This is a genomic window from Collinsella sp. AM18-10 (genome assembly GCF_003471585.1).
GTDB lineage: Bacteria > Actinomycetota > Coriobacteriia > Coriobacteriales > Coriobacteriaceae > Collinsella.
This window is the reverse complement of record NZ_QRJO01000010.1, coordinates 46,584-70,325: the sequence shown is the minus strand read 5'-3', so window position 1 is coordinate 70,325 and position 23,742 is coordinate 46,584. Positions and strand designations below refer to the sequence as shown.

The window sequence follows — 23,742 nt, the reverse complement described above, 5'->3', positions numbered from 1 at the left end:
GTCAATCCTGGTCTAACAGAGCCTTATTTAATCCCCGTCCCAGAAAAATTATCCCGCGTGGGCTTGTGGCTCACGCGGGATAATGGCCTCTTATTTTTTCTTGTCCTACTCCAGCAGTTCGGACGGCGTTCGGTCGGGCTTGCCGCCGCGGAAAATCTCGCGGCCATGCAGACGATGCTCCAGGTCACGTTCGGCCTTTTCCTCGTCAATCTTGGTCTGGCTCACCACCGGGTCCTCAATCAACGACGACACCGAGTTCACCTGCTTCTGAATGCGCTCGGCGATAGTGTCATCCATACTCACGATGCGCATCTTCCAGTCGATACTCGTAGCGTTGGATGAGCTCTTGGTCCACACGAACGTCAGGATGGCGCTCTGGTGGCCCTGGGCGGGAAACATGCCAAAGAAGGAATCGTGCTGAATGTTGCTATCCTCGTCGATATAGGCGTGAACGTTATACACCACGCGGTCGATCTTATCGTTGAGTAGCGCGTTGGTCGCAAGCGCCGCGGCCTGGATCTGACCATTGGACAGCAGCTCGAGCTCGTTGGCAGACGATGTGTCCAACACCGTCACCTCGACCGTGCCCGTACGCTCATCGGCTTCATCGACAGAAAAATCGAGCGGGAACTGCGTAAAGCCGTTGCCCCATTCGAGTCCACCCTTGAGCGCGGTCGAGACGGTATCCACCGAAACGCTCTCGGACAGGTTGGCGGTGTTCAGACGACGCATCACGCCGTAGCCGATCTGCATGCCCACGATCAGCACCAGAATACCGATGACCACGGCCATCGCGGTCTTCGTAATGGTATGGCTCACCTGCGAGCCCGAAGGATCGTCCTCGGACAGCGGGTCGATATGTTTTGCCTGGCTCGCGCGGTCCTCGCTGCGCAGCTGCGCTAGCGCCGCTTTGTCACCGCGCTTGGCCGCAGCCTCCTTCTCACGCATGCGCTCGGTTCGCTTTTTGGCAAGCGTGGGATCCAAGACGCCGGATGCATCGATTTCGGAGAATAACTCCGTCACTTCTTCCGGAGTCAAAGGGTTCTTGTCAGCCATAAACTTCCTGTCATATCAATCAGTCGAGCTCGTGCGCACGCGCACCTTCGAACTGCATTCGATAGTAACGGGCATAGGTGCCGCCACGGGCGAGAAGCTCCTCGTGCGTGCCACGCTCCACAACGCGACCATGCTCAACGGTCGCAATCTCATCGGCATGCTTAATGGTCGAAAGACGGTGGGCAATGATGATTGTGGTACGGCCGCGTGCCAGCTCCTCGAGTGACTCCTGCACCGCCTCCTCGCTCTCGTTATCCAAAGCACTCGTCGCCTCGTCCAAAATCAGGATCTTGGGGTTCTTGAGAAACACGCGCGCAATGGCAACGCGCTGCTTCTGTCCGCCCGAAAGACGGCTGCCGCGCTCGCCCACCACGGTGTCATAACCCTGTGGAAGCGACTCGATAAAGGCATCGATGTTGGCACGACGGGCGGCTCCGGCGATCTCTTCTGCCGTGGCGCCCGGCTTGCCGTAGGCGATGTTCTCGCCGATTGTTCCGTCAAACAGGTAGACATCCTGCTGTACCAGGCCGATGGCGCGGCGCAGGCTCTGCTGCGTCACATCGCGCACGTCCTGACCGTCGATGCTAATGGATCCGGCAGCAACGTCATAAAAGCGCGGCAGCAGCGAACAGGTCGTGGACTTGCCACCGCCCGAAGGGCCAACCAAAGCGATGGTCTGCCCGGGCTTGATGGACAGATCCATATGGTCGATAACGGGACGCTCGTCGGCATCGCCCTCGCCCAGCTCAACATCCTCGTAGTTAAAGCACACGTCGTGATAATCCACGGCGCCGGCGGTCACCTGCAGATCCGTGGCGCCCGGCTTGTCCTGGATATCCGGCGCGGTCGAGAGTACCTCGTCCATGCGCTTAAAGCCGGCGATGGCCTTCTGATACGTTTCGGCCGAATTGACGAGTGTCTCGAGCGGCGTGCAGAACAGCGAAATATAGAGCGCAAAGGTCGCCATATCGACCGCCTGCAGCCGTCCCTGGGCGACCAGCCAGCCGCCCAGCAGTACCACGATCACATAGAGCACACCCGAGAGCAGGCCATACGTCGCAGTATAGACGCCCATGGCGTGATACATGTTCTCCTTGGACGAAAGATAGCGATTGTTGGAGGCGCGGAACTTGAAGCGTTCGGTCTCCTCATTGGCAAAGCTCTTGACCACGCGCATGCCCGCCAGCGAATCCTGCAGCTGCGCATTGATGCCGCTGATCTTTTTGCGGTTGTCGCTAAAGACCTCGCGCATGCGCATGTTCTGCCAAAACATGATGACCGCAAACGCTGCTGTCACCACAGCCATGGCGAGCGCCAGCACCGGGGCGATGGTAAAGAGGATCACAAACGAGCCGATAATCTCGATGCCGCAGATGATGATCCACTCGGGCACGTGGTGCGCCGCCTCGCAGATATCGAACAGGTCGTTGACCACGCGGCTCATCATGTCGCCCGAGCTGTTGCGATCGAAGTACGCAAAACTAAAGCGCTCGTACTGGTCGAACAGGTCCTCGCGCATCTTGGACTCCATGCGCGCGCCCATCACGTGGCCCCAATAGCTCACAAAATAGCGGCAGGCGCAGCGGACGGCATACATCAGCACCAAGCCCACCGCGATCATGCCGAGCGCCTGCATAATGGCAGCATGACCCTGGGTAAACAGCCCACCGGTCAAATTGCGCAGAATAATAGGAAACGCAAGGTCAATGGCGGCAAGCACCAGAGCACAAACAGTATCAGCAACAAAAAGCCCCATCTGGGGCTCGTAGTAAGAAAGAAACCTCTTCAGCATAATCACCTTACGCGGTTTTACCAAACCGCGTTTCGTCTCGACGCTGCAAGTGCCCCATTTGGACAATCTGGCCTTCAATCGTCGGTCGCGTATATCCATACGCTTCCCTCCTCTTTTAGGCCACCTTGTCTCAAATGAAGCACTTTCGCTGACTTACACAAACCAGCGAGGTCATAACCCCGCTTCAACAAAGTTGGCTAAATGACCCAAGGGCCATCCCGCTCGTTACAGTTCGGCTCCACCAAGTCGATGCGCGATGCTATCGCAGGCCAAGGCGCCCACGACGGTCTTGGCGTCTTCGATCTTGCCGTCGAGCACGGCGTCAATCAGCTCGTGCAGCGGCACCAGGTCAACGTTGACGAACTCATCATCATCGGGATTGGGCGCATCAAACTCGAGCTTGGTAGCCAAGTAGATGTGAATGATCTCGTCGCAAAAACCGCAGGACGTGACAATCGACGTCAAAAAGCGAATACGACCAGCCCTAAAGCCCGTCTCCTCATGCAGCTCGCGTTTGGCGCAATCGAGCGGGTCCTCGCCTGGATCGAGCTTGCCGGCGGGAATCTCGACCGTCACGCGGTCGATAGCGGTGCGGTACTGACGCACCAGTACGATCTTGCCGCTCTCGGTCAGCGCCACAACGGCCGCCGCACCCGGATGGCGAACGATATCGCGGGCGCTGCGGCGACCGTTGGGCAGCTCAACCTCAAGACGGTGGACGTCGAGGATCTTGCCCTTCCAGGCGCACTCCTCCGAAAGAATCTTCTCGTGCAGCTCGGCATCGTGTGGGTCGTCGTCGCCCAGCACCAGCGCCGGCTCGTCAGCGACCTCGCCGCCGGGCTCGCCCTCGGCGTGCCCATACATGCGGCTGTCCTCTTCAACGATCTGCGCATCCACGAGCTCTTCGTTCTTCTCGTCCATCCGTCTCATTCCTCTCGGATTTTAGGCATCCCAGGCGTCGCGGCCGCGCAGCGCGCGCAGGCCGATGTCGTGGCGCAGGGTCTTGCCTTCAAAATCAATCTTCTCGCAGGCCTCGTAGGCAAGGTTGCGAGCGTTCTCGAACGTGTCACCCAGAGCGGTTACGGCAAGCACGCGGCCGCCGTTGGTCACGAGCTGGCCATCCACCACGGCGGTGCCCGCGTGGTACACGGTCACGTTCTCCATGGCCTCGGCATCCTCAATACCAGTGATGACCTTGCCCTTCTCGTAGCTGCCGGGATAGCCCGCGCTCGTCAGGACAACGGCCACAGCCCACTCGTCACGCCAGTCGAGCTCAATCTGATCGAGCTCGCAGTTGGCGCAGGCGAGCATGACCTCAACCAGGTCGTTCTTAAGGCGCGGCAGCACGACCTGCGTCTCGGGGTCGCCAAAGCGGGCATTGAACTCCAGCACCTTGGGGCCGGCAGGCGTGAGCATAAAGCCGCCATACAGGCAGCCGCGGTAGTCGATGCCCTCGGCAGCAAGCTCGGCAACGGTCTGCTCCATGACCGCCACCATGGTGGCGTGCTCCTCGTCGGTCACGATGGGCACCGGGCTGTAGACGCCCATGCCGCCGGTGTTGGGGCCCTTGTCGCCCTCGAGGGCGCGCTTGTGGTCCTGCGAGGTGGCCATGGGGCGCACGGTCTTGCCGTCGGTAAAGGCGAGCAGCGAGCACTCGGGACCAACGAGCATCTCCTCGATAACCACGGTGTTGCCGGCATCGCCAAAGGTGCCGCCAAAGCACTCGCGCACGGCCTCCTCGGCCTGCTCAAGTTCGGTCGCCACGATAACTCCCTTGCCCGCGGCAAGGCCGTCGGCCTTCACGACCAGCGGAGCGCCCTGCTCGCGCACGTAGGCGAGAGCCGAAGCCTCGTCGGTAAACGAACCATAGGCTGCCGTCGGGATACCGGCGCGCTCCATGAGCTGCTTGGAGAACAGCTTGGAACCCTCCATCTGGGCACCCTCGGCACCCGGGCCAAAGCAGGGAATACCTGCCGCGCGCACGGCGTCGGCCACGCCCGCCACGAGCGGAGCCTCGGGGCCAATTACCACGAGTCCGCATCCGTGGCTCTGCGCAAACGCCGCCACGGCCGCAGGATCGCAGTCGTCGAGAACAACGTTCTCGCCGCAGCTCGCGGTGCCGCCGTTGCCCGGCGCGATGTAGAGCTTGCCGGCGCGCGGTGATGCCGCGAGCTTAGCTGCCAAAGCATGCTCACGGCCGCCGCTGCCCAACAACAGGATGTCGATGGTTTGAGTGTCCGCCTTCAAGGGTGCCTCCTCTATGGATGAATGGCCCGCTCCGCGCGAGCCCTTTGCAAGCAAATATACCCCTCGGCCGCCCGTCCGGGCTGCAAAGGGGTATATCGCAATAACCAAATAGTCCCGATTACTTCCAGAATCGGTTGATGATCTGCTCGCGACCAGCGCCAACGCCAATAAACGTCACGCGGGTGTGTGCCAGATCCTCGATAAACGCCACGTAGTCCTGAGCCTCTTGCGGCAGCTCATCAAAGCTGCGGCAACCGGTGATGTCGCACTTCCAGCCGGGGAGCTCCTCGTAGATGGGCTTGGCATGCTCAAAGCGCACCTGATGCTCGGGCACGCTGGTGTAGCGCTCGCCATCGACGTCGTAGGCCACGCACACCTTGATGGTGTCGAAAGCCGAAAGCACGTCAAGCTTGGTCACGGCGATGTCGGTGAGGCCGTTGACGCGCGAGGCATAGTTGGCGATAGGGCCGTCAAACCAGCCGCAACGACGACGGCGACCGGTGGTCACGCCGTACTCATAGCCCTCCTCGGTCAGCGTGTGGCCGGCCTCGGACTCATAGGAAAGCTCGGTGGGCATGGGGCCCGAACCGACGCGGGTGATATAGGCCTTCATGACGCCCAGCACGCGGTCGACGTTCTTCATGCCCACGCCGGAGCCGGTGATGGCGCCGCCGGCGGTGCAGTTGGAAGACGTCACGTACGGATAGGTGCCGTGGTCGATGTCGAGCAGCGTCGCCTGGGCGCCCTCAAACAGCAGGTCCTTGCCCTCATCGATCATGTTGTTGAGCAGCAGGCTCGTCTCGGTGATGTAGGGGCGCAGGCGCTCGGCCATCGGCAGGTACTCGTCGCAAATCTGGTCCACGGTGTAGGTGGGCAGGTTGTAGATGAGCTCGAGCTCGGGGTTCACGCGGGCGAGAGCGGTCTCCAGCTTGTCGCGGAACAGCGTCTCGTCCAGCATATCCTGCATGCGCAGGCCAATGCGGGCCATCTTGTCCTGATAGCACGGACCGATACCGCGCTTGGTGGTACCGATGTTCTTCTTGCCGAGCTTCTGCTCAAAGGCGCCATCCAGGTCGATGTGGTACGGCATGATGACATGCGCGTTGCCGCTAATCTTGAGGTTCTTGGTGGTGATGCCGTCGGCCTCGAACATGTCGATCTCCTCAAGGACAACCTTGGGGTTGACGACGCAGCCGTTACCGATCACCGACACATGGTCGGAATACATGATGCCGGAGGGCACCTGGTGCAGGCCGTACTTCTTGCCGTTGACGACGATGGTGTGGCCGGCGTTGTTGCCGCCCGAGTAGCGCACGACGGCATCGAAGTCGCCGGCGACCAGGTCGCAGATCTTACCCTTGCCCTCATCGCCCCACTGGGCACCGACCAAAACGGTTGACGGCATGTTTACTCCTTACATTCATGGACTGTCTACGCACCACGCCGGCACGCAGAAGCACAAAACATTCCCAGTATACCCGTGCAACGGGCGCCTGTCCTACTCCTCGGTATGCGCCCCATCAAGCTCATAGAACTTGGTGGATGCCGGCAGGAACATCAGGTCGACGTCACCGATCGGGCCCGAACGGTTCTTGGCCACGACGATACGCGTAACGCCCTCGTCGGGTCGATCGTCACGCGAGGCCTCGGCCTCGTCGGCGGATCGGTCCAAGAACATAACAATGTCAGCGTCCTGCTCGATGGAGCCCGATTCACGCAGGTCGGACAGCTGCGGGCGCTTGCCGGTACGGGATTCAACCTGACGCGACAGCTGCGACAGCGCGATCAGCGGAATCTTGAGCTCCTTGGCCATAATCTTCAGACCTCGCGACATCTCGGAGACCTCGACGGTACGGCTCTCGGAGCGACGTCCCGGCGGAGGACTCACCAGCTGCAGGTAGTCCAGGATGATAATGGCCTTCTCCTTGTTATGGAGCATGCGGCGGCTCTTGGCGCGGATCTCGGTCACCGTGGTGCCGGGCGTATCGTCAATCAGAATATCGAGCTTGGACAAGGTCTGCGTGGCCTCGTTGATGTTGGCCCACTGCTCGGGGCTAATGCGGCCCATGCGGAAGTCACTGATCGAGATCATGGCGTAGGCGCAAATCAGACGCTGGGCAATTTCCTTGCCCGACATCTCCAGCGAGAAGAAGCCGACGGTATAACCAGCAGCGGCAGCGTTGAGCGCCAGATTCAGGGCGAACGACGTCTTACCTACAGCAGGACGGGCGCCGATGATGATGAGCTGACCCTCGCGGAAACCCATGAGCATGCGGTCGAGCGACGGGAAGCCCGTGGGCACGCCCGCAGCCTGGCCACCGGCCTGGCACACTTCCTCGGCCTCGTTATAGGCCTCGACCATAAACTCGGTCAGCGTCTTGTAGCTCGACTTGACCTCGCGCGCCGTGACCTTGAGCAGCTTGCTCTCGGCCAGCTCCACGACCTCTTTGGTGTCGGTGGGGGCGTTATATGCCAGCGCGTTGATTTCGTTGGTGGCGCCGATCAACTCACGCAGCATCGAATCGCGGCGAACGATGGCGGCATGGTGCTGCCAGTTGACGAGTGACAGGGTCTGACCCATCAGCTCCAAAATGTACGCCTCGCCGCCCACAGCATCGAGCTTGTTGATGCTTCGCAGGTAATCGATCAGCGAGATGGAGTCGATGGGAATGCGACTGTTGTACATATCGACCATCGCGGTATAGATGGTCTTATGGATGGGCCGGTAGAAGTCATCGGGCTGCAGCTCGACCTGGGCCTCCTCGACCACCTCGGGCGATAGCAGCATAGCGGCCAGTACGTTGGCCTCTGCATCTTGGTTTTGAGGGAGACCCAACTTGGAGCCGCGGTCCTCAACCGTCAGCCCCGTCTCCCTATCGTCGTATGCCATGAGCACCCTCATTCATATCGCTTGCGAGCATCCATAGTATCAGCCACGGTCCCAAAACGGGCCACGCGCCGCCAATCATCACCGAACGAAACGGATGAACGGTCCCGTATATAGGACTTCGACGCAACGTTCACCATGACACTCACTCAGCGCAAAAAACAAAAAGGGCGCCCCGGTTTCCCAGAGCGCCCTTCTTAGAACAAGATTGTTGCGTTGCAGCAAATGCTACTCGGCAGCAGCCTCAGTCTCGACCTCGGCGGTCTCGGCCTCGGCGACCTCAGCGGCCTCCTCGACCTCAGCCTCGGCAGCGAGCTCCTCGGCGGTAACGCCGACGAGAACGACAACCTCGGCCTTGATCTCGCGGTACAGCGAGATGGCAACGGTGTGGGCACCGGCAACCTTGATGGGCTTACCGAGCTCGACGCGCTTGCGGTCGATGTCCATACCGAGCTGAGCCTTGATGGCGTCAGCGATCATAGCGGCGGTAACGGAGCCAAAGAGGATGCCCTCGTCGCCGACCTTGACGTCAACGGTGACCGTCTTGCCCTCGAAGGCAGCCTTGGTCTCGTTGGCGGTAGCCAGACGGACGGCCTCGCGCTTGGCGATGTTGTTGCGACGCTCGTCAAGCTGCTTGAGGTTGCCCTTGGTGGCGGCAACAGCGAGCTTCTTGGGGAACAGGAAGTTCTCAGCGTAACCCTGAGCGACCTCTACGACGTCACCCTCGCCGCCCTTGCCCTTGATCTCATCGAGAAGAATAACCTTCATGATGCGTCTCCCTTCTTAGCCGCGGTCGCGGTTGCCACGAGAGGAAACCACGGGGACGGTGTACGGCAGGAGAGCCATCTCGCGGGCGCGCTTGATGGCGTTGGCGATGTCATGCTGATGCTGCGTGCAAGCGCCAGTGACGCGACGGGGCTTGATCTTGCCACGGTCGGTCATGTACTTACGGAGAAGCTGAGTGTCCTTATAGTCGATGAACTCAGTGTTCTCCTTGCAGAACTGGCAGTACTTACGACGCGGCTGACGTGCAGAAAAATCATTAGCCATGTCAAAATACCTTTCGTTTGGCAACTTCGGCGAACCGAAGCCGCCTCTCACTCAAAAATAGGTGAACAACCCTTAGAACGGGATGTCCTCATCGTAGACGTCGACCGCGGGCGGCGTAGCCACCGGTGCGGCAGGACGTGCTGCGGGCGCGGGAGCTGCAGGGGCGTAACCGCCCTGATCGTAGCCACCCTGGCCACCACGGGAGCTCATAAACTCGATCTCATCGACGATGACCTCAAGCTTGCTCCGGCGCTGACCATCGCGCTCCCAAGAGCTGTAGCGCAGCTTGCCCTCGATCGCGACCTTGTTTCCCTTTGCCAGGAAACGGCTCACGGCCTCGGCGCGGGTGCCGAACATAGTGCAGTCGACAAAGTTGGGATAGTCCTCCCACTCGCCAGTCTGCGGGTTGCGGCGACGATCGTTCACGGCGACGCCAAAGGACAGAACCTGGGTTCCGCCGGCGGTGGCGCGCAGCTCGGGATCACGCGTGAGGTTACCGGTGATGTTCACTCGATTGATGCTCATAACTCACTACTTCCTCTTGGGGCACAAGCCCAGTCCAAAACGACAGTCTTACTCCTGGTCGTCGCGACGGACGATCATGTGGCGGACCACAGCGTCGGTGATGCGCAGGACGCGATCAAGCTCGGCGATCTGGGTAGGATCTGCGTGGAAGTTGATGAGGGTGTAGTCACCATCGGTGAGGTCGTTGATCTCGTAGGCGAGCTTGCGCTTGCCCCACTCGTCAACGGAGTCGACCTTGCCAGCGCCCTCAGCGATCGTGGTATCGATACGCTTCATAACAGCGAGACGAGTCTCGGGGTCGAGCGACGGGTCAACAAAGAACAGCAGTTCATAAGCCTTCATATTGTCACCTCCTCTGGGCAAATGTGGCTTCAGGTCGTGAAGGTGCGCCTGAAGCAGGAAAAGACTTGGTAATAATATCTTTCAACCTCCCAGGCTGCAAGAATATGCAGCTACAACCTCATGACCTCCACATATGTCCATACTCACACGGCACTTCATGCGTCTTCCAACCAAATGCTGACCAAATGCTTGACGGATCTGTGGACAAGATACGGCGCCACGGGGACAAACCAAATCAAACTGCAGGTCAGCAATTGCAAGGCTGTGGTCGCAAAATGCATACCAGTGGCTCACAACACCGTTCAAAGATTTTTAAAATTGCTGCCACGTCGTTTATAAATACCTATTTTGAACAATTTGCTGCATGCTGCCATGCTGGTCAGAGCCCGTTTTTGGCCTCCTAGATCCCGTCACGAAGCCAAGCGTTTCAAAAAATGCCAAGTTTTCTGTTTGCACTTTGCGATTCCTCGTGTATACTGACTTTCGCATTTAACGGAGAGTTGTCCGAGTGGCCGAAGGAGCACGATTGGAAATCGTGTAGGCGTCAAAAGCGTCTCCAGGGTTCAAATCCCTGACTCTCCGCCAGTTAATTCCAAAGCAGGCCTTTGAGCCTGCTTTGTTTTTACCCCACGCGGAGGGGTGGCAGAGTGGTTGAATGCGGCGGTCTCGAAAACCGTTTGGCCTGTATAAGGTCACGAGGGTTCGAATCCCTCCTCCTCCGCCATTTTGGTTGAGAAAGCTCCCAACAACGGGAGCTTTTTTGTTATCGAGATACGTCTCGATCCCACGCTTCCCCAAACGTGTACGTCAGCCTCCAAAACCGACATATTTCGACATCTTTGGAGGCTGACGTACACGTTTGGATTGAGCTCACGGGAGTGGCACTATTCGGAAGGCACCTCTTCGTCTCGCATGCTTTTCCAGTTGCGGATAAGCGCCTTGCGTAGTTCGTTTTGCTCTCGCTGGTGCCCGGTATCGGTACAGCGAGGCATGTCGAGTGCTTCGCGAATGTTGTTCATGGCGCGGTGAAAGGCGAGCTGGCTGCCGAACTGAGCCGAAGTGAGCGTAACGATTCGATATCCCATTTGGGAGAGAACGGCCTCTCGCTCCGCATCTGCTCCTTTGCGTTCGAACTCATCGTGAAAGCCGCCCTTATATTCGATACCGAGCTCCCTGCGCTTGTAGGTAACGAGCGCATCGATTTTGAGTGTTCGAGCTTTGGCGCAATGCCAGAGACGTTGAGGGATCTCGAGCGGTTTGTTGAGTTCGATACCTCGGATGCCAACGCCGCCTTCGCTTGTTGGGAGCGAGAGGGCGATTGCCGAAGCGGTCTCCATAGGCGAGGCCGAGCAATCGTAGATGTGCCTGAGCGCGAGCCGTGCACGTGTGGCACCGGGTTTGCCGGGATGCCGATCGAGCAGTTCGATTATTTCATCCTTGGAGGTGGTGGCTGGTTGCTCGGTATAAGGGTCGGCGGGATTGAGCCTCATGCGATAATCGCCGCAAACTTCATAGCCATATTCGAGATATTCGATCCTATCCATCCACTCGGCAGCGAGCACGAAGGTGAAGGCTTCGTCGGTGATGAAGATTCCGGGCGTCAACTCGTTAATATGCTCGTAGGGAAGATTTTGTCCAAGAATGTGGCAGACGACGCCTTTGGTACGAATTCGCTCAAATTCGAATACGACCGCGATATCGATAGTCTTAAGCATATCGGACGGAATGCCGCAGTCGGTAAGGGCCTGTCGTATGCGCGCAACACGTTGCTGGGTGGAGATGCCTTGTGCGCCTATCTGGTAGTCGTGCCGCGCAAGAGACTGAACCAAATTCTGGGGTGCATGATGGACAAGCCATGCGGTTTTATGCGAAATGAGAACAGGGGTATCCATTGAGGGCCTCTCGCTCTGAGCCAGTATCCAACTCTTATGTCCGTTGAAGTGGGGAAATATACCGGATGTGAGTAAATCAACTCACTCATGCTGTGAGCTCAATCCAAACATGTACGTCATCCTCCAAAGATGTCGAAAAATGTCGTTTTTGGAGGGTGACGTACATGTTTTGGATCCCTGGCATTCCAGTAACGCCACGCCCGCATCCAGTCCCGACCGTTTACCGAGCAATAGGGTCGCCAGACCCGTCAACCATGTACTATGTACGGGCATTGTCTAAACTCGCAATCAGAAGGACCCCATCTTGCCCGTCGTCGCCGCTATGACCGTTACCTCACACGCCACGGATGCCATGGTCGCCATCCCGTTTTGGCTCGAAATGTTCGCCGTCGTCGCGGCTTCAATCTCGGGCGTGTTGGTCGCGCGCGAGCACAAACTCGACCTGGTGGGTGCAGTTGCGCTCGCCGTGGTCTGTGGCTTGGGCGGCGGTCTTTTACGCGACATGACGCTGCAGGTGGGCAACGTCTACATCCTCAACCAGCCAATGGCGCTGCCGCTTTCCATTGCCACGGCAGCCATCATCTATATTTTCCCGGCAATCGTCGACAAGCCCGAAAAACTCATTCCCCTGCTCGACATCATCTCGGTCGGCATCTACGCCGCCACTGGAGCAGACAAGGCGCTGGTCTACGGCTTTGCGCCGGCGGTGTGCATCATGATGGGCTTTTTCACCGCGGTGGGCGGTGGCATGTTGCGCGACGGCTTTATGGGCGTGGTTCCGGGCATTTTCCAACGTACTAACTTTTACGCCATCGCCGCCATCGCCGGATCGACAAGCTATGTGTGTCTCGTTATGAGCGGCATCATGAGCAATGTCGCCGCGCTGGTCGTATGCGTTGTCGTGACCATGGGTCTGCGCTGGCTCTCGCTGCGCTTTGACATCAAAAGCCCCACCGAAGAGGACATCGCGCGCTTTTTGCACCGCAAAAAGTAGATTGCGCGGGCTCATCCTTCGAAATACAACCGAGAGGTTCTTTTAGAGCGCCCACGCGTTGGGTACCCTGTTAGATGCATATCGAGCATCTAACGAAGGATTCACTATGCCCCGCAATCAATTCCCGTCGACCCAGCGCTGTAAAGCGTGGGGCCGCATCACCATCCTATTCGCACTCATCGCGCTGGCGATCACCGCGCTTCCCACGGCGTCGTTCGCCGGCACAGACACCGCAGGCAACGTACTTGCGACCGACAATGACGCCAATTCGTCCGGCGTCGAAGGTGACCTGTACTGGGCAGGTCAGGCCCTCAACTTGGACGATGCGTCCATCGGCCGCGACATAATTGCAGCAGGCGAGAGCCTCTCCATCCGCGACTGCACGGTGGGCGGCGCCGTCCGCTTGGCGGCGCGCACCATCGACATTGCCAAGACTACGGTTGATGGCAGCGTGACCGTTGCCGGCCAGCATGTCGTGCTCAATTCCGACAGCACTGCCAACTGTTTCTATGCGATAGGCGAGACGGTTGCCCTGCGCGGCTCTACCAAGTCGGCAGCGCTTGCGGGCGATACGGTGACCATCGATGGCACCGTCGAGGGCGATGTTGAGGTTTGGGCCGACAAGCTCATCCTGGGCAAAAACGCCCACATCACCGGCACCGTGAACGCGCACGTCTCCGAGGACCCCGAGCGCGCTGCGGGAGCCGAGGTCGGCGCGCTCAAGATCGACCGCACCGAGAACGAGGATACTTCCACTGTTAACGATGTCATCGGCGGCATCGTCGCCGCGGCGCTCTCGACCTGCTTTGTCGCTCTGCTGCTCGAGCTCGTCTTTCCGCGCGCGACCGCCAGCGCCGCCGGAATGCTCCACCAGCGCCCCACGCCCCTGTGGGTGAGCGGCCTTCTGGGCACGATTGCTATCGTCCCCGCCGTCCTACTGCTAATTATCTCAATCGCTGGCCTGCCGCTTGCCGGAACCCTCTTGTGCGGCGTTATCGGCATCACGTTGGTGTCGAGCGCCTTTGCGGGGTGCGCGATTGCCCGCATGGTCGGACACAACCAGAACCGCTACGCCATGGCAGCCGCCGGCGGCGTGATCGCAGGCGCGCTTACGGCAATCCCCCTCGTAGGCGATTTCATCAGCGGCGTGGCCTTCGTCTTTGCACTCGGCTACATCATCCAAATCATCTGGCGCAACGCCCACCTCAAGCCGCAGCAAACCTCCAACACGCCAGGACTCCCCACCGCTTAGCCGCCAATCACCACAAAGGGGACAGGCACCTTTGTGGTGGTGCAAAGGGGTCAGGTTACTTTGCACCAACAAACGAAGCGGGGCACCCGATCACATTCGACCGGGTGCCCCGCTTTTTCATGTCTCGTATTGATAGTCGAGGCGAACAACTACTCCTCAGAGCCGTCGTCGCGCTTACGACTACGGATGAGATGCGCCACGCCAATGCACAGCACCGCGCCACCAGCGATCCAAGTAAAGGTCACGCCATTAAGACCGGTGAGTGGGAGGCCAGAGCCCTTCTTGTCGATAATGGTAAAGCTGAGCTTGCCGGTAGATACGGCGGCAGAATCGGCCTTTATGACACCATCAGCAGCAGTAACGTTGGCAGAATCCTTGTCGGGAGTCACTGCGGAGCCATCCTGCTTAAGCGTCCCGCGGGCAATGGTAAACGTGACACCTTTGGAAGCGGAGTTATTGTAGCCAGGCGCCGGCTTAACCTCTTTAAGGATATAGGTGCCTTCATCAAGACCCACGACGTTAATCTCGCCATCCTGGTTCGTCTTGAGCGTGACATTCTCATCTTTGCTGTGCTTCACGCCCTTAGCATCGATGTATTGCTCTTGAACGCTGTCGTTAACAACTTCCTGCAGAGTGAACTCGACGTTTCGGAGGGCAGGATGCTTACCATTTCCATCCACATCGCTGCCCACCTTGGTGACATCGATGCCATAGGTGTAGTCGTAGGCAGGGTGCACAACCGTAGTGCCAACACCATCAATGATATGCGGATTGTTAGAATAAGTTAGCTTAACCGTATTAGTCTGGGCTTTGCCGATGAGACCCTCGAATTCATCCTTAATGACATTATTACTGTCGAAAATCTTGGAGGAGTCGAGCTTGGCCTTGTACTCGACGGTCACCTTCGAGTCAGCGTTGACGGTAATGGGGGCACCTTTAGCGTCAACGCAATCCTTAAGATTCTTGAAGTTAACGGTAAGCTCGTTGGTATTCGAGAAGTTTTTAGTGTAGCCATGCTCGTCATCATTCTTAACGGTCTGGTTGCCGATCTTAACCGTGACATCCGGAACATTATTCTCATTGTCATCAACGAACTTGGGCGTCATGGACTTGGGCAGTTTATCCGTGAAGCGGTAGTTATAGTCGCTATAGGTGTCGATATTACTCGCAACCGTACCGACGAGTTTATAATCGACCCAATCGTCCATAGCTGAGTCAGCGGCCTTATTGGGGTCGCCTTTGGCCCCTGTTTCCCAAGATTGATCCTTGTCATCCATGACAGCCTTGCTGACTGTAGGAATGTTGGTCTTCTCGTCGACCGTAACACCTCGAGCGCCTACAATGGCGAAAATCGGCGAGGTGGCCGTACTGGTATCCTTCGTATCGTCCCCGGCAATTGAGGTCGTATCGGTCACAAAGAGATAGTATCCTTGCGAGACGTTGCCCTCGCCATCCGTGGGCGTAAAAACATCGCCAGCGCCAAAGGATCCCTTCGTCTGATCCACGCTCTTTTCGACCTCCTTTGCCAATCCGTTAAACAGATTGTCATTCGTGATAGCAGTTGTGCTGCCAGTTCCAGAGGTGCATTTGGACAGATAATCGACGACATTCTGTGCGGTAGAGCTATCAGTAATGCCGGACCCGGTCACCGTTTTAAGGTAGCCGAGAACCGCTTGCTCTGCCTTCCCACTCGCCCAATCAACATTCGAAACGACTTTGCCATCCTTTTCATCGACAACATTGGCCTTGAAAATCTGGTACGCCTTGTACTTGTTGGTTTCATTGCCCTTGGAGGGGCTGATCTTGATGCTGTTGGCCGGGACCGTCGACCCAACCTCAGCAAACGCCATGGTCACCGGGGCCATGACGCCGCCGAAGCTCAACGCTGCTGTGAGGCCTGCTGTCACTGCCAGGCGTGCGATGTTCTTGGTTGCCTTCATGTTTGGTCCTCTTTCTTGGAGGGTTCTCTAGTAACTTTTTCAAAACCAATGATCATCAGGTCGGTAGACCTGCGCGTCACTCGCTACGGAGGCAGTACGCCATTGAGCAAAGGGGGGGGGACAATTATTTTTCACGGCGACCTCCTCCCCGCTTGATGACGAGCGCGACAACAATAGCCGCCACTCCGATGGCAGCCAAAGCCGCCACCAGCACCAACGCTCTATCTCCCGTCGAGGGCATAAAGCCTCGACTTGCTTCTTTGCTTGGGGTGTTGAGCACCGACAGCTCAATCGAACCCGTCCCGGCATCGGCGGTATCAACCCGCAGAGGGCTTTCGGCCGACACGGTCACCTTGGGCTTCGCGGCCGTCACCTGTTTAACGTCCAGGCCCTCGGCCGTAACCGTCACCGTACGTTTGCCTTCAAAGGCGGCGTATCCCTTGGGAGCCGCGACCTCTTCGACGGTGTAGACACCCGCGTCCACACCGGTCAATTCCACGTGGCCGTCCGCGCCCGTGGTGACGTGCGCGGCGGCATCCGTCGACCACGAGCCGTCAGTCGTTAGAATGCGCCCGCGGTCATCGATGATGCGCAGCTTGGCGCCCGCGAGCGGTTTATCGTCCGAGCTTGAGCGCTTGATCAGACTGAGTCCCCAGGTGTAGGCGCACGCGTCATCGCTCGGCGTGCGGGTAAATCCAGCATCGCCGGACTGGTCGGCGAGGGGAGATCGCGGGTAACGCAGGTAGACCTCGTTGGGATTGCCCTTGGTGGCACCTCGATTGCAGTTGGCCCCCAACGGCGCATTGTACACGGCGACCACGCGGGCGCCCGCGGTGAAGGCGTCGGCCCCGCCGAGCGCGGCGATGAGGTCGCCGGTACGCACGGTGAAGGCATTGCCCTCGACCGAGACCTTGCACCGTGAAGTTATGTCTGTCCACCCTTTAGCCGGCGTCGAGCTGACGTTGCCGCCCTCACATGCGACCGCATCAAAGCCGCCGTCCGCGCCCGCCGCCACGTACACGCGCACGCTCGCGGCCGCCTTGGAGGGGTCGAGCCCCGCGCTCATGGTGTCGACGAACCGCACCGCATAGGTGTCGTAGGCCGTGAGCCCCGCCGGGACCGCGGCCGAGAGGCGCCAGTACAGGTCGTCACCCACGGTGGCGTCGGCGGCCTTCTGCCATGCGGCGGTGCTGTCCTCCAGCACATGCTTGGCAACCTTGGGGGTCGCCGCCTTGGGCTTGACGGTGACGGCGCTGCCGCCGACCAGGGCCATGATCGGCGCGGTGCCGGCCTCGCCCTGGGCGATGGCGTCGTCGTCGGCGACGATGAGCCAGTAGCCGCAGGGCAGCTCGGCCGCCGTGCTCGCGTTAAGGCCCACGGAAGTTGCGCCGACATTGCAAATCGCGCGGGCAAGCTTTGCCGTCAGCGCGGTCGTCATATGCCCGTCAGCATTCATCCATTCGGCAGCCGCTTGCGCCGTCGATGCCGAGCCATCAAGCCCCGCATCATGAAGCACCGGAAGAACGGCCTGGCGAACGGCATCATTCGCCCACGTTACGTCAGTTGCAATTTTTTGGTCAGTATCGGCGTCGTCGACAACGGTCGCCGAAAAGAGCTGGTACGCGTCATACCGCGTCGCAACCGTACCGTCCACCGTAATGGCACCGGTATCGGCAGCATGAGCCATCCCAGGGGCAATCGCGAAAGACAGAATAGCGACCATGATTATCGTCGCGGCAGCCAACAAGCGGCGGTTAAGCCTACTCACGGCTACCACCTCGACCTTGATCGCGATGGCGACGAGCATGCATCCATGTCGCGGCAAAGCACAGCAGCGAAGCGCCAGCCAGATATGTCATAGTCAGGCCAGCACCGCCTGCCTCGGGAAGCGTGGTCGAATACGTGTTGGTAAAGGTCGGTGGGTCCTGAGAGCTATCGTTATAGGTAACTACGGCGTTGAGCTGGTCCGCGCCATTAGTTACCTTAACCGTGACTTTGCGCGGGGTCGTGTCATAGGTGATGTGATCTTTAACATGGTCGACGGCACCCTTGGGCTCGACCTCGGAAATGGTGTAGGTATAGGTTCCTGCCTTGTTGTAGTCGACGTTGAAGGAGACGTTGCCCGCGGCATCATTGGTCACCGTCTGGAGCACCTTACCGTCGCCATCCTTAAGCGCAAACGAGAACTGTCCTTTCTTGAACGTCCCGCCTTCAAGTCTTTTCTTTGCCTGGATAACCGCTGATCCCGTCAAACGATTGTCGTAGACCCAGATCTCGTCCTTCTTGGCATCGCCGACAATCTCCGCGTCTTTGACAACGCTCCTCGCCTTTTCAAGCTTGTTCTGATATTCCTCCGTACCCGCATTGCCCTTGAGCATAATCCAAATGGGGTTTGCCGTAGCGTAGCCATCGGGTGCCCTCGACTCCACAAGCTGGTAGAGCTCGCAATTGGCCATCGCCTTCTTTTCTTCGCCAAACGAGATCCTACCGTTGTCGTCGGTCGTGGCGGTTTCAAACTCAGTCCTTGCGTTTTCGATACCCGCCGTTGCAACCTGGTCCATATTCACGCTGTAGAGCGTGAACTCCGCCCCTTTGAGCGTAGCACCGACCTGCTGGGCGTCGTACTTGGTCATCGTGATGCCGTAACCATTGCCACCCGCACTAGCGGAAGCGTTCTGGATGGTCCATATTCGCTCGTCAATCGCTGTGCCTTCCGTCACACCCGTAAGCTTGGCGGTATTGGAAAGAGACACCTCTTCACCGGGGTTTCCGGTCGGGATAACCTCGTACTCGACCTTGAGGTATTTCTCGTCGGGCACCTCAAGAGTCAACTTCGTACGCGAGCCAGATTCATCATTGACTTGCTCCATCTTCGACGAATAGTCCTTATCAGTCAGCGGTGACCAGGCGCCATTCACCCGCTCATAGACCTTAAGCATCGACGGCACCAGCGTGCACTTGGCATCCATGGTATCGACGAGCTCAAGGAAGTCAGTGCCACTCTTAAGGGCAACAGCAGATTCGTTAACAAGAATGGTGTACTTTATTCGATTGCTACTACTGACCTGCTCACCGGTCTTTTTGATGACGTTGTTCTTGATGGTGACGGTACCGCTACCGGGTTTGAACTCCTTATTTCCCGACACTGCGCTTGCCGAGTTGATGAACTTCACCTCATTCTTGGAGGTATCGAGCTCGCCGCGTTTGACCGCCGTTCGATACGTTAGCTTTGCGTAGCCGGCATAACTTCCAAGTTCAGTCGTGGGAATAGAAAAGGCGACAGTGTTGCCATCGCTGCTGACGTTGTCGGTGGCAAGCTGCCAATCATCAACGACCGTCTCGGCCTCGCTTCCGCGATGAAGCCCCGTATGCTGATCGTAGGGATTCCGCACGAGCGTGTACTTTGCGAAGCCCGAAACATAGCTCATGCCGTCCGGGAGGGTATCGACTATGTTCAGCGGCGCGCCGTTAAGCTTTCCGGCACCGTAGTACTCGAATTCGCCATTTGCGTCTTTATTACCCTTCTGGCGATTCGCGTACACCGTCCAGTCGACGACCCAGGCCCCCTTCTCGTCCGAGCCGTCGACGGCACCCCAGTCGAAGTCCTCGTCCCAAGACACTTTCGACTCCGCCTCCGGCTTCTCGACCGCAGGCGTCGTTTCTTGGTTGACAACGTACATGACGAGGTCGGTGTACGGCCACTGAAGATTCAGGCCCGTCGCGCTGACCGACGCGAAGTTTGAGTACCAGCCCGACAGCGCATCTGATGTGGTGGCATAGGTGATAACGGCGTAGTCCTCGTTCTCGAGGGCGGCTTTCACTTTGTCGTTAACATATATATCAAGATTGAAATTTCTCTTTGTTCCGCCGACCGGCCAGCTTGCCGTCAGTTTCCAGTCGGCATCCCGCACCAGCACGGTCTTGCCGATTTTGATGGTAATGGCCCCTTCGTCGACACCGAGATTCTGCGACCAGGCCGACTGAAACGTATCCTTCACCGTCACCAAACCAGGATTGACCGCATTAACAATGGCCTTAAGCGCGACACGCGTCTCCCACGTCGCTCTACCCGTCGTCGCGGCTTCATCGGAGCTCACGAGCCTCTTAGTGATCGGCGTACCGACCAGCTGCGGCGTGAACTGGCCTTCGCTGGCGCCGGAAACGGAACCCTCGCGCTCGATAGTCGCGTTATTGCGCACGGTGTCGTACGAGCTCGTGTCGTTCATCTTGGTGTGATAGACGATACGATAGGTGGCGTGCTTGTCGGCAAGGTCGGTCGGGAACGTGTAAGAAAACGAGCTCTGCGACGGATCGAGCGCGCCGGTCGCAAGAACCTCCGACCCGGAGCTGCCCTTGTAAACCGTGTAGCCCCCTGTATACGTTTGCTTATCATCCAGACGGTCAGTGAACATATAGCCGCTCATATCAACTTTGAGTTCGCCTTGATTGAGTGCGACAGTCCACGAGATATCGGAGGGCGAGCCCGAACCGTCAGACTTCTTGATCATGTCATAGCGAAACTTGCTGGGAGCAGCAGTCACGGAGCCGCTCTGGCGATCGCTCGAGCTGCCCCACTCCCACGTTGCCGTGTTCTTGGATGCGTCCTGCTCGTCGACAAACTCGCCGTTACCCGCGGAAACACCGCTCTTCAGCACCGTCTCATACGTAATCGTGTGCTTCCCCTGGGAAAGGTTGCCCAGATTGTCGATGGTCACAGTCTGACCGTCGACCGTCGGCTGCGGACCGAGCTTCTTGCCATCGAGCGTGAAGCTGCCATCCACAAAGTCGAAGTTAGCGCCCAGCGTATCGGTCAACTTGACATTCGTTGCATACGATTCGACGGTAAGCTTGACGGTCCACGTAACTTTGGCCACGCCATCGGCGCCCTGGGAGAAGGCTCCTGATTTCTCCCCTTTGACGGCGCCATCCGTAGTTGGAATATTGATTGATCCCGCACCGGGGAACTTGATAGGTGTACTGCTGTCCGAGCCAGCGTTCTTATTTGCTAACTCAAATGAAAAATTGGCTCCGACAAAAATTTCCGCAGGGTTTTTGTCGAGCCAGCTCTTGTCAAACGTAAAAATGACCTTATTGTCCTTGATCTCCCACGTACCAGCCTTTTCGGCAGTAGCCTCCGGACCCTCCATGAGGTCGCCACCGGCGTTTTTGTCAATGACTATGGTATCGGGGAGCTCGTAGACAGCGATGTAGTTCCGAGGCGTAGGCGCCTTATCACTTATGAACCGTGCCGAAAAAGCTCCGTAGAGCTTCGAAGTAGACGTTACGGCAGTATCACCCAAAGGCTTATTATGGTTCTCATCGGTATACAGCTTGACCTCAACCGTTGCCGTATCGCCGTTGATCTCAATCGGCGCCGGCGTCGTCGCATCCTCGGCGCGCACTGGGGCTGCACCGTGAAAAACTGCGGCGGTGAGGCTAATCAAAATGAAGATCAGGGCCGCCATACCCAGCGACCGTGAGCGGTGTGCGTCCATAGTTGTCCCCTAATTCCTACAACACGTTGTGGAATACGGCGAATCGTCGGACCGAACACAAACCCCAACATCAACGAGAACCTACCTAGCGCATTGCAAGAACCCACTGGGGAGCAACTTCTAAGACGGTTCGTCTATGCCACAATGCATAAAATACAATATAGATACCAGTCATGTAAACCGCAGGTAAAGAGGTCTTTTAATTTAATACCAGTTGATATTTACCTGTTAACAGTTTTGTATCATACCGGCTATATTCAGTGAAATTATGTATATGTTTAAACAATTTAACTTTGACTGGAAGGCCGATCGGAGGGATAGTCGCCCCAGCTGTGGTGCAAACGAACCTGTCCCCTTGCACCAAAAAGGGCGCCGACCATCGCGGTCGACGCCCTTTCTTGTTAGTCGCTATAAAGCCCAGCGCTTATTTGTTGACCTGGCCAGCGCGGACGGCTGCCTTCTTACGGTCGGTGGCGTTGAGCAGACGCTTGCGCAGGCGGATGTTCTTGGGAGTAATCTCCACCAGCTCGTCGTCGGCGATGTACTCCAGCGCCTCCTCCAGAGAGAAGGTGCGAGGCGGCACCAGCTGCACGGAGATGTCGGAGGTCGAGGAACGCTGGTTACCCAGGTTCTTGGTGCGGGCGATGTTGACGACCATGTCGCCGGCCTTGCTGCGCTCGCCCACGATCATGCCTTCGTAGCACTCGGTACCCGGCTCAACAAACAGCTGACCGCGCTCCTGCAGCGTACCCAGAGCGTAGGCAACGGCCTTCTCGGTGGTCATGGAGATCATGGCGCCGTTCTGGCGGTTGCCGATCTCGCCGGCGTAGGGGCCATACTCCAGGAAGGTGTGGTAGAACACGCCCTCGCCGTGGGTGACGTTCATGATACGGTTCTTAAGACCCATGATGCCGCGCGTCGGAATCTTGAACTCAAGGTGCGTCACGATGCCCGAGGTATCCATGCTCGTCATGATGCCACCGGAGGTGCCGAAGACCTCGACGACCTTGCCCGAGTACTCGTCCGGGCACTCGACAACAGCCTGCTCGACGGGCTCCATCTTGTTGCCGTTCTCGTCCTTCTTAAACAGAACGCGGGGACGACCGACCTGGAACTCAAAGCCCTCGCGGCGCATGGACTCCATCAGGACGGACAGGTGCAGAATGCCGCGGCCAGAGACCTCGACGCCGCTCTTGTCCTCGAGCTCCTCGATCTTCATGGTCACGTTGTTCTCGGCCTCGTTGAACAGGCGCTCCTTGAGCTGACGGGCGCCCACAATGTCGCCGTCACGGCCGACGAGCGGGGAGGTCGAAGCCTCAAAGACGATGGACAGGGTCGGCGGGTCGATCTCGATGGGCTCGAGCTCGACGGGGTTCTCGGGGTCGGTGTAAACATCGCCGATATCGGTGCGGTCGATGCCCACGACGGCGGCGATGTCGCCAGCGCCGACTTCCTGGCACTCGGTGCGGCCCAGGTAGTCGAAGGTAAAGAGCTGCTTGACGGTAGCGGTAGCGCTGGAGCCGTCGTTCTTGACGACCAGAATCTGGTCGCCCTGGTGAATGGTACCGGAGTACACGCGACCGATACCGATGCGGCCAACGAAGTTGGAGTGGTCGATGGTCACACACTGCATGGCCAGGGGCGCGGTCTCGTCAACCTCGGGCGCGGGCATGTCGTCGATGATCATATCGAGCAGCGGGTACATGTCCATGTTGCCGTCCTCGGGATCATGACGGGCAAAGCCGTTGACGCCGCTGGCGTAGATGACGTGCTCCATGGCAAACTCGAGCTGATCGTCGGTAGCGCCCAGGTCGGCCATAAGGTCGAGGCAGTCGTTGTAGGCCTTCTCGGGGTTGGCGCCCGGACGGTCGATCTTGTTGATGACGATCATGATCTTGAGGCCGGTGTCGATAGCGTGACGCAGCACAAAGCGGGTCTGGGGCATGGGGCCCTCAAAGGCGTCGACCAGCAGCAGGGCGCCGTCGGCCATACGCAGCACACGCTCGACCTCGCCGCCAAAGTCGGCATGGCCCGGGGTGTCGATGACGTTGATCTTGACGTCCTTGTACTCGATAGAGATGTTCTTGGCGAGAATCGTGATGCCGCGCTCGCGCTCCTGGTCGTTAGAGTCCAGGACGCGGTCCTCGACCTGCTGGTTGGCACGGAAGGCGTCCGTGGCACGCAGGAGCTTGTCAACCATCGTCGTCTTGCCGTGGTCGACGTGGGCGATGATGGCGATGTTCCTCAGATTGTCTACGCGCATGTAGTTC

17 protein-coding genes and 2 tRNA genes are annotated in these 23,742 nt (G+C 58.4%); 4 read left to right on the top strand and 15 right to left on the bottom strand.

Annotation, left to right across the window (positions count from 1 at the left end; all coding sequences use genetic code 11):
- Positions 1–105: 105 nt before the first annotated feature.
- The 10 genes from DW211_RS07200 to rpsF all read right to left on the bottom strand — a co-directional run bounded on the left by DW211_RS07200 (position 106) and on the right by rpsF (position 9,899).
- Entirely contained in the window at positions 106–1,056 is a 951-nt protein-coding gene (locus DW211_RS07200) for a hypothetical protein (RefSeq protein WP_117766339.1), read from the bottom strand.
- Positions 1,057–1,075: 19 nt separating this feature from the next.
- Complete coding sequence (locus tag DW211_RS07195; RefSeq protein ID WP_118260037.1) at positions 1,076–2,848, bottom strand: ABC transporter ATP-binding protein; 1,773 nt, start codon at positions 2,846–2,848, stop codon at positions 1,076–1,078.
- A gap of 225 nt (positions 2,849–3,073) precedes the next feature.
- Positions 3,074–3,769 (bottom strand): NUDIX domain-containing protein, encoded by a 696-nt coding sequence (locus DW211_RS07190; protein ID WP_172622467.1) that lies wholly within the window; start codon positions 3,767–3,769, stop codon positions 3,074–3,076.
- 21 nt (positions 3,770–3,790) lie between these two features.
- Positions 3,791–5,095 carry a phosphoribosylamine--glycine ligase gene (purD, locus tag DW211_RS07185; protein ID WP_117786843.1) on the bottom strand — a complete coding sequence of 435 codons (1,305 nt, stop codon included), beginning with the start codon at positions 5,093–5,095 and terminating at the stop codon, positions 3,791–3,793.
- Between the two features lie 118 nt (positions 5,096–5,213).
- The gene (locus DW211_RS07180; protein WP_118260035.1) at positions 5,214–6,500 is read right to left on the bottom strand and encodes an adenylosuccinate synthase; all 1,287 of its coding nucleotides are present in this window, start codon (positions 6,498–6,500) and stop codon (positions 5,214–5,216) included.
- Between the two features lie 93 nt (positions 6,501–6,593).
- The gene (gene dnaB, locus DW211_RS07175) at positions 6,594–7,985 is read right to left on the bottom strand and encodes a replicative DNA helicase (RefSeq protein WP_118260033.1); all 1,392 of its coding nucleotides are present in this window, start codon (positions 7,983–7,985) and stop codon (positions 6,594–6,596) included.
- Between the two features lie 225 nt (positions 7,986–8,210).
- Positions 8,211–8,750, bottom strand: coding sequence for a 50S ribosomal protein L9 (rplI, locus tag DW211_RS07170; protein ID WP_022094073.1), 540 nt, complete (start codon positions 8,748–8,750; stop codon positions 8,211–8,213).
- 15 nt (positions 8,751–8,765) lie between these two features.
- Positions 8,766–9,032 (bottom strand): 30S ribosomal protein S18, encoded by a 267-nt coding sequence (gene rpsR, locus DW211_RS07165; protein ID WP_006235829.1) that lies wholly within the window; start codon positions 9,030–9,032, stop codon positions 8,766–8,768.
- Positions 9,033–9,104: 72 nt separating this feature from the next.
- A complete protein-coding gene (locus tag DW211_RS07160) occupies positions 9,105–9,557 on the bottom strand; it encodes a single-stranded DNA-binding protein (RefSeq protein WP_055310294.1) in 453 nt (150 codons plus the stop codon).
- Between the two features lie 48 nt (positions 9,558–9,605).
- A complete protein-coding gene (gene rpsF / locus DW211_RS07155; protein WP_006235831.1) occupies positions 9,606–9,899 on the bottom strand; it encodes a 30S ribosomal protein S6 in 294 nt (97 codons plus the stop codon).
- 494 nt (positions 9,900–10,393) lie between these two features.
- Between rpsF and DW211_RS07150 the strand changes: the two genes are divergently transcribed.
- Positions 10,394–10,484: transfer RNA gene (locus DW211_RS07150), tRNA-Ser, on the top strand.
- A 48-nt stretch (positions 10,485–10,532) separates the two neighbouring features.
- A tRNA-Ser gene (locus DW211_RS07145) sits at positions 10,533–10,623 on the top strand.
- A 160-nt stretch (positions 10,624–10,783) separates the two neighbouring features.
- Here the strand turns inward: DW211_RS07145 and DW211_RS07140 are convergent.
- Entirely contained in the window at positions 10,784–11,791 is a 1,008-nt protein-coding gene (locus DW211_RS07140) for a hypothetical protein (protein ID WP_118260031.1), read from the bottom strand.
- 304 nt (positions 11,792–12,095) lie between these two features.
- On the opposite strand from DW211_RS07140, the gene DW211_RS07135 reads away from it, so the two are divergent.
- Together DW211_RS07135 and DW211_RS07130 are read left to right on the top strand one after the other, a co-directional pair.
- A complete protein-coding gene (locus tag DW211_RS07135) occupies positions 12,096–12,785 on the top strand; it encodes a trimeric intracellular cation channel family protein (protein ID WP_229057814.1) in 690 nt (229 codons plus the stop codon).
- A 106-nt stretch (positions 12,786–12,891) separates the two neighbouring features.
- Positions 12,892–14,037, top strand: coding sequence for a polymer-forming cytoskeletal protein (locus DW211_RS07130; protein ID WP_118260029.1), 1,146 nt, complete (start codon positions 12,892–12,894; stop codon positions 14,035–14,037).
- A 149-nt stretch (positions 14,038–14,186) separates the two neighbouring features.
- Here the strand turns inward: DW211_RS07130 and DW211_RS07125 are convergent, their stop codons facing one another.
- From DW211_RS07125 to typA, 4 genes are all read right to left on the bottom strand, one after another.
- Entirely contained in the window at positions 14,187–15,977 is a 1,791-nt protein-coding gene (locus DW211_RS07125) for a SpaA isopeptide-forming pilin-related protein (RefSeq protein WP_118260028.1), read from the bottom strand.
- A 124-nt stretch (positions 15,978–16,101) separates the two neighbouring features.
- Entirely contained in the window at positions 16,102–17,745 is a 1,644-nt protein-coding gene (locus tag DW211_RS07120) for a SpaA isopeptide-forming pilin-related protein (protein ID WP_158568506.1), read from the bottom strand.
- Complete coding sequence (locus DW211_RS07115; RefSeq protein ID WP_118260024.1) at positions 17,738–21,472, bottom strand: Spy0128 family protein; 3,735 nt, start codon at positions 21,470–21,472, stop codon at positions 17,738–17,740. The genes DW211_RS07120 and DW211_RS07115 overlap by 8 nt, the downstream gene beginning before the upstream one ends.
- Before the next feature lie 424 nt (positions 21,473–21,896).
- Positions 21,897–23,735, bottom strand: a complete 1,839-nt coding sequence (gene typA, locus DW211_RS07110; protein ID WP_117584035.1) for a translational GTPase TypA — start codon at positions 23,733–23,735, stop codon at positions 21,897–21,899.
- Positions 23,736–23,742 lie beyond the last annotated feature (7 nt).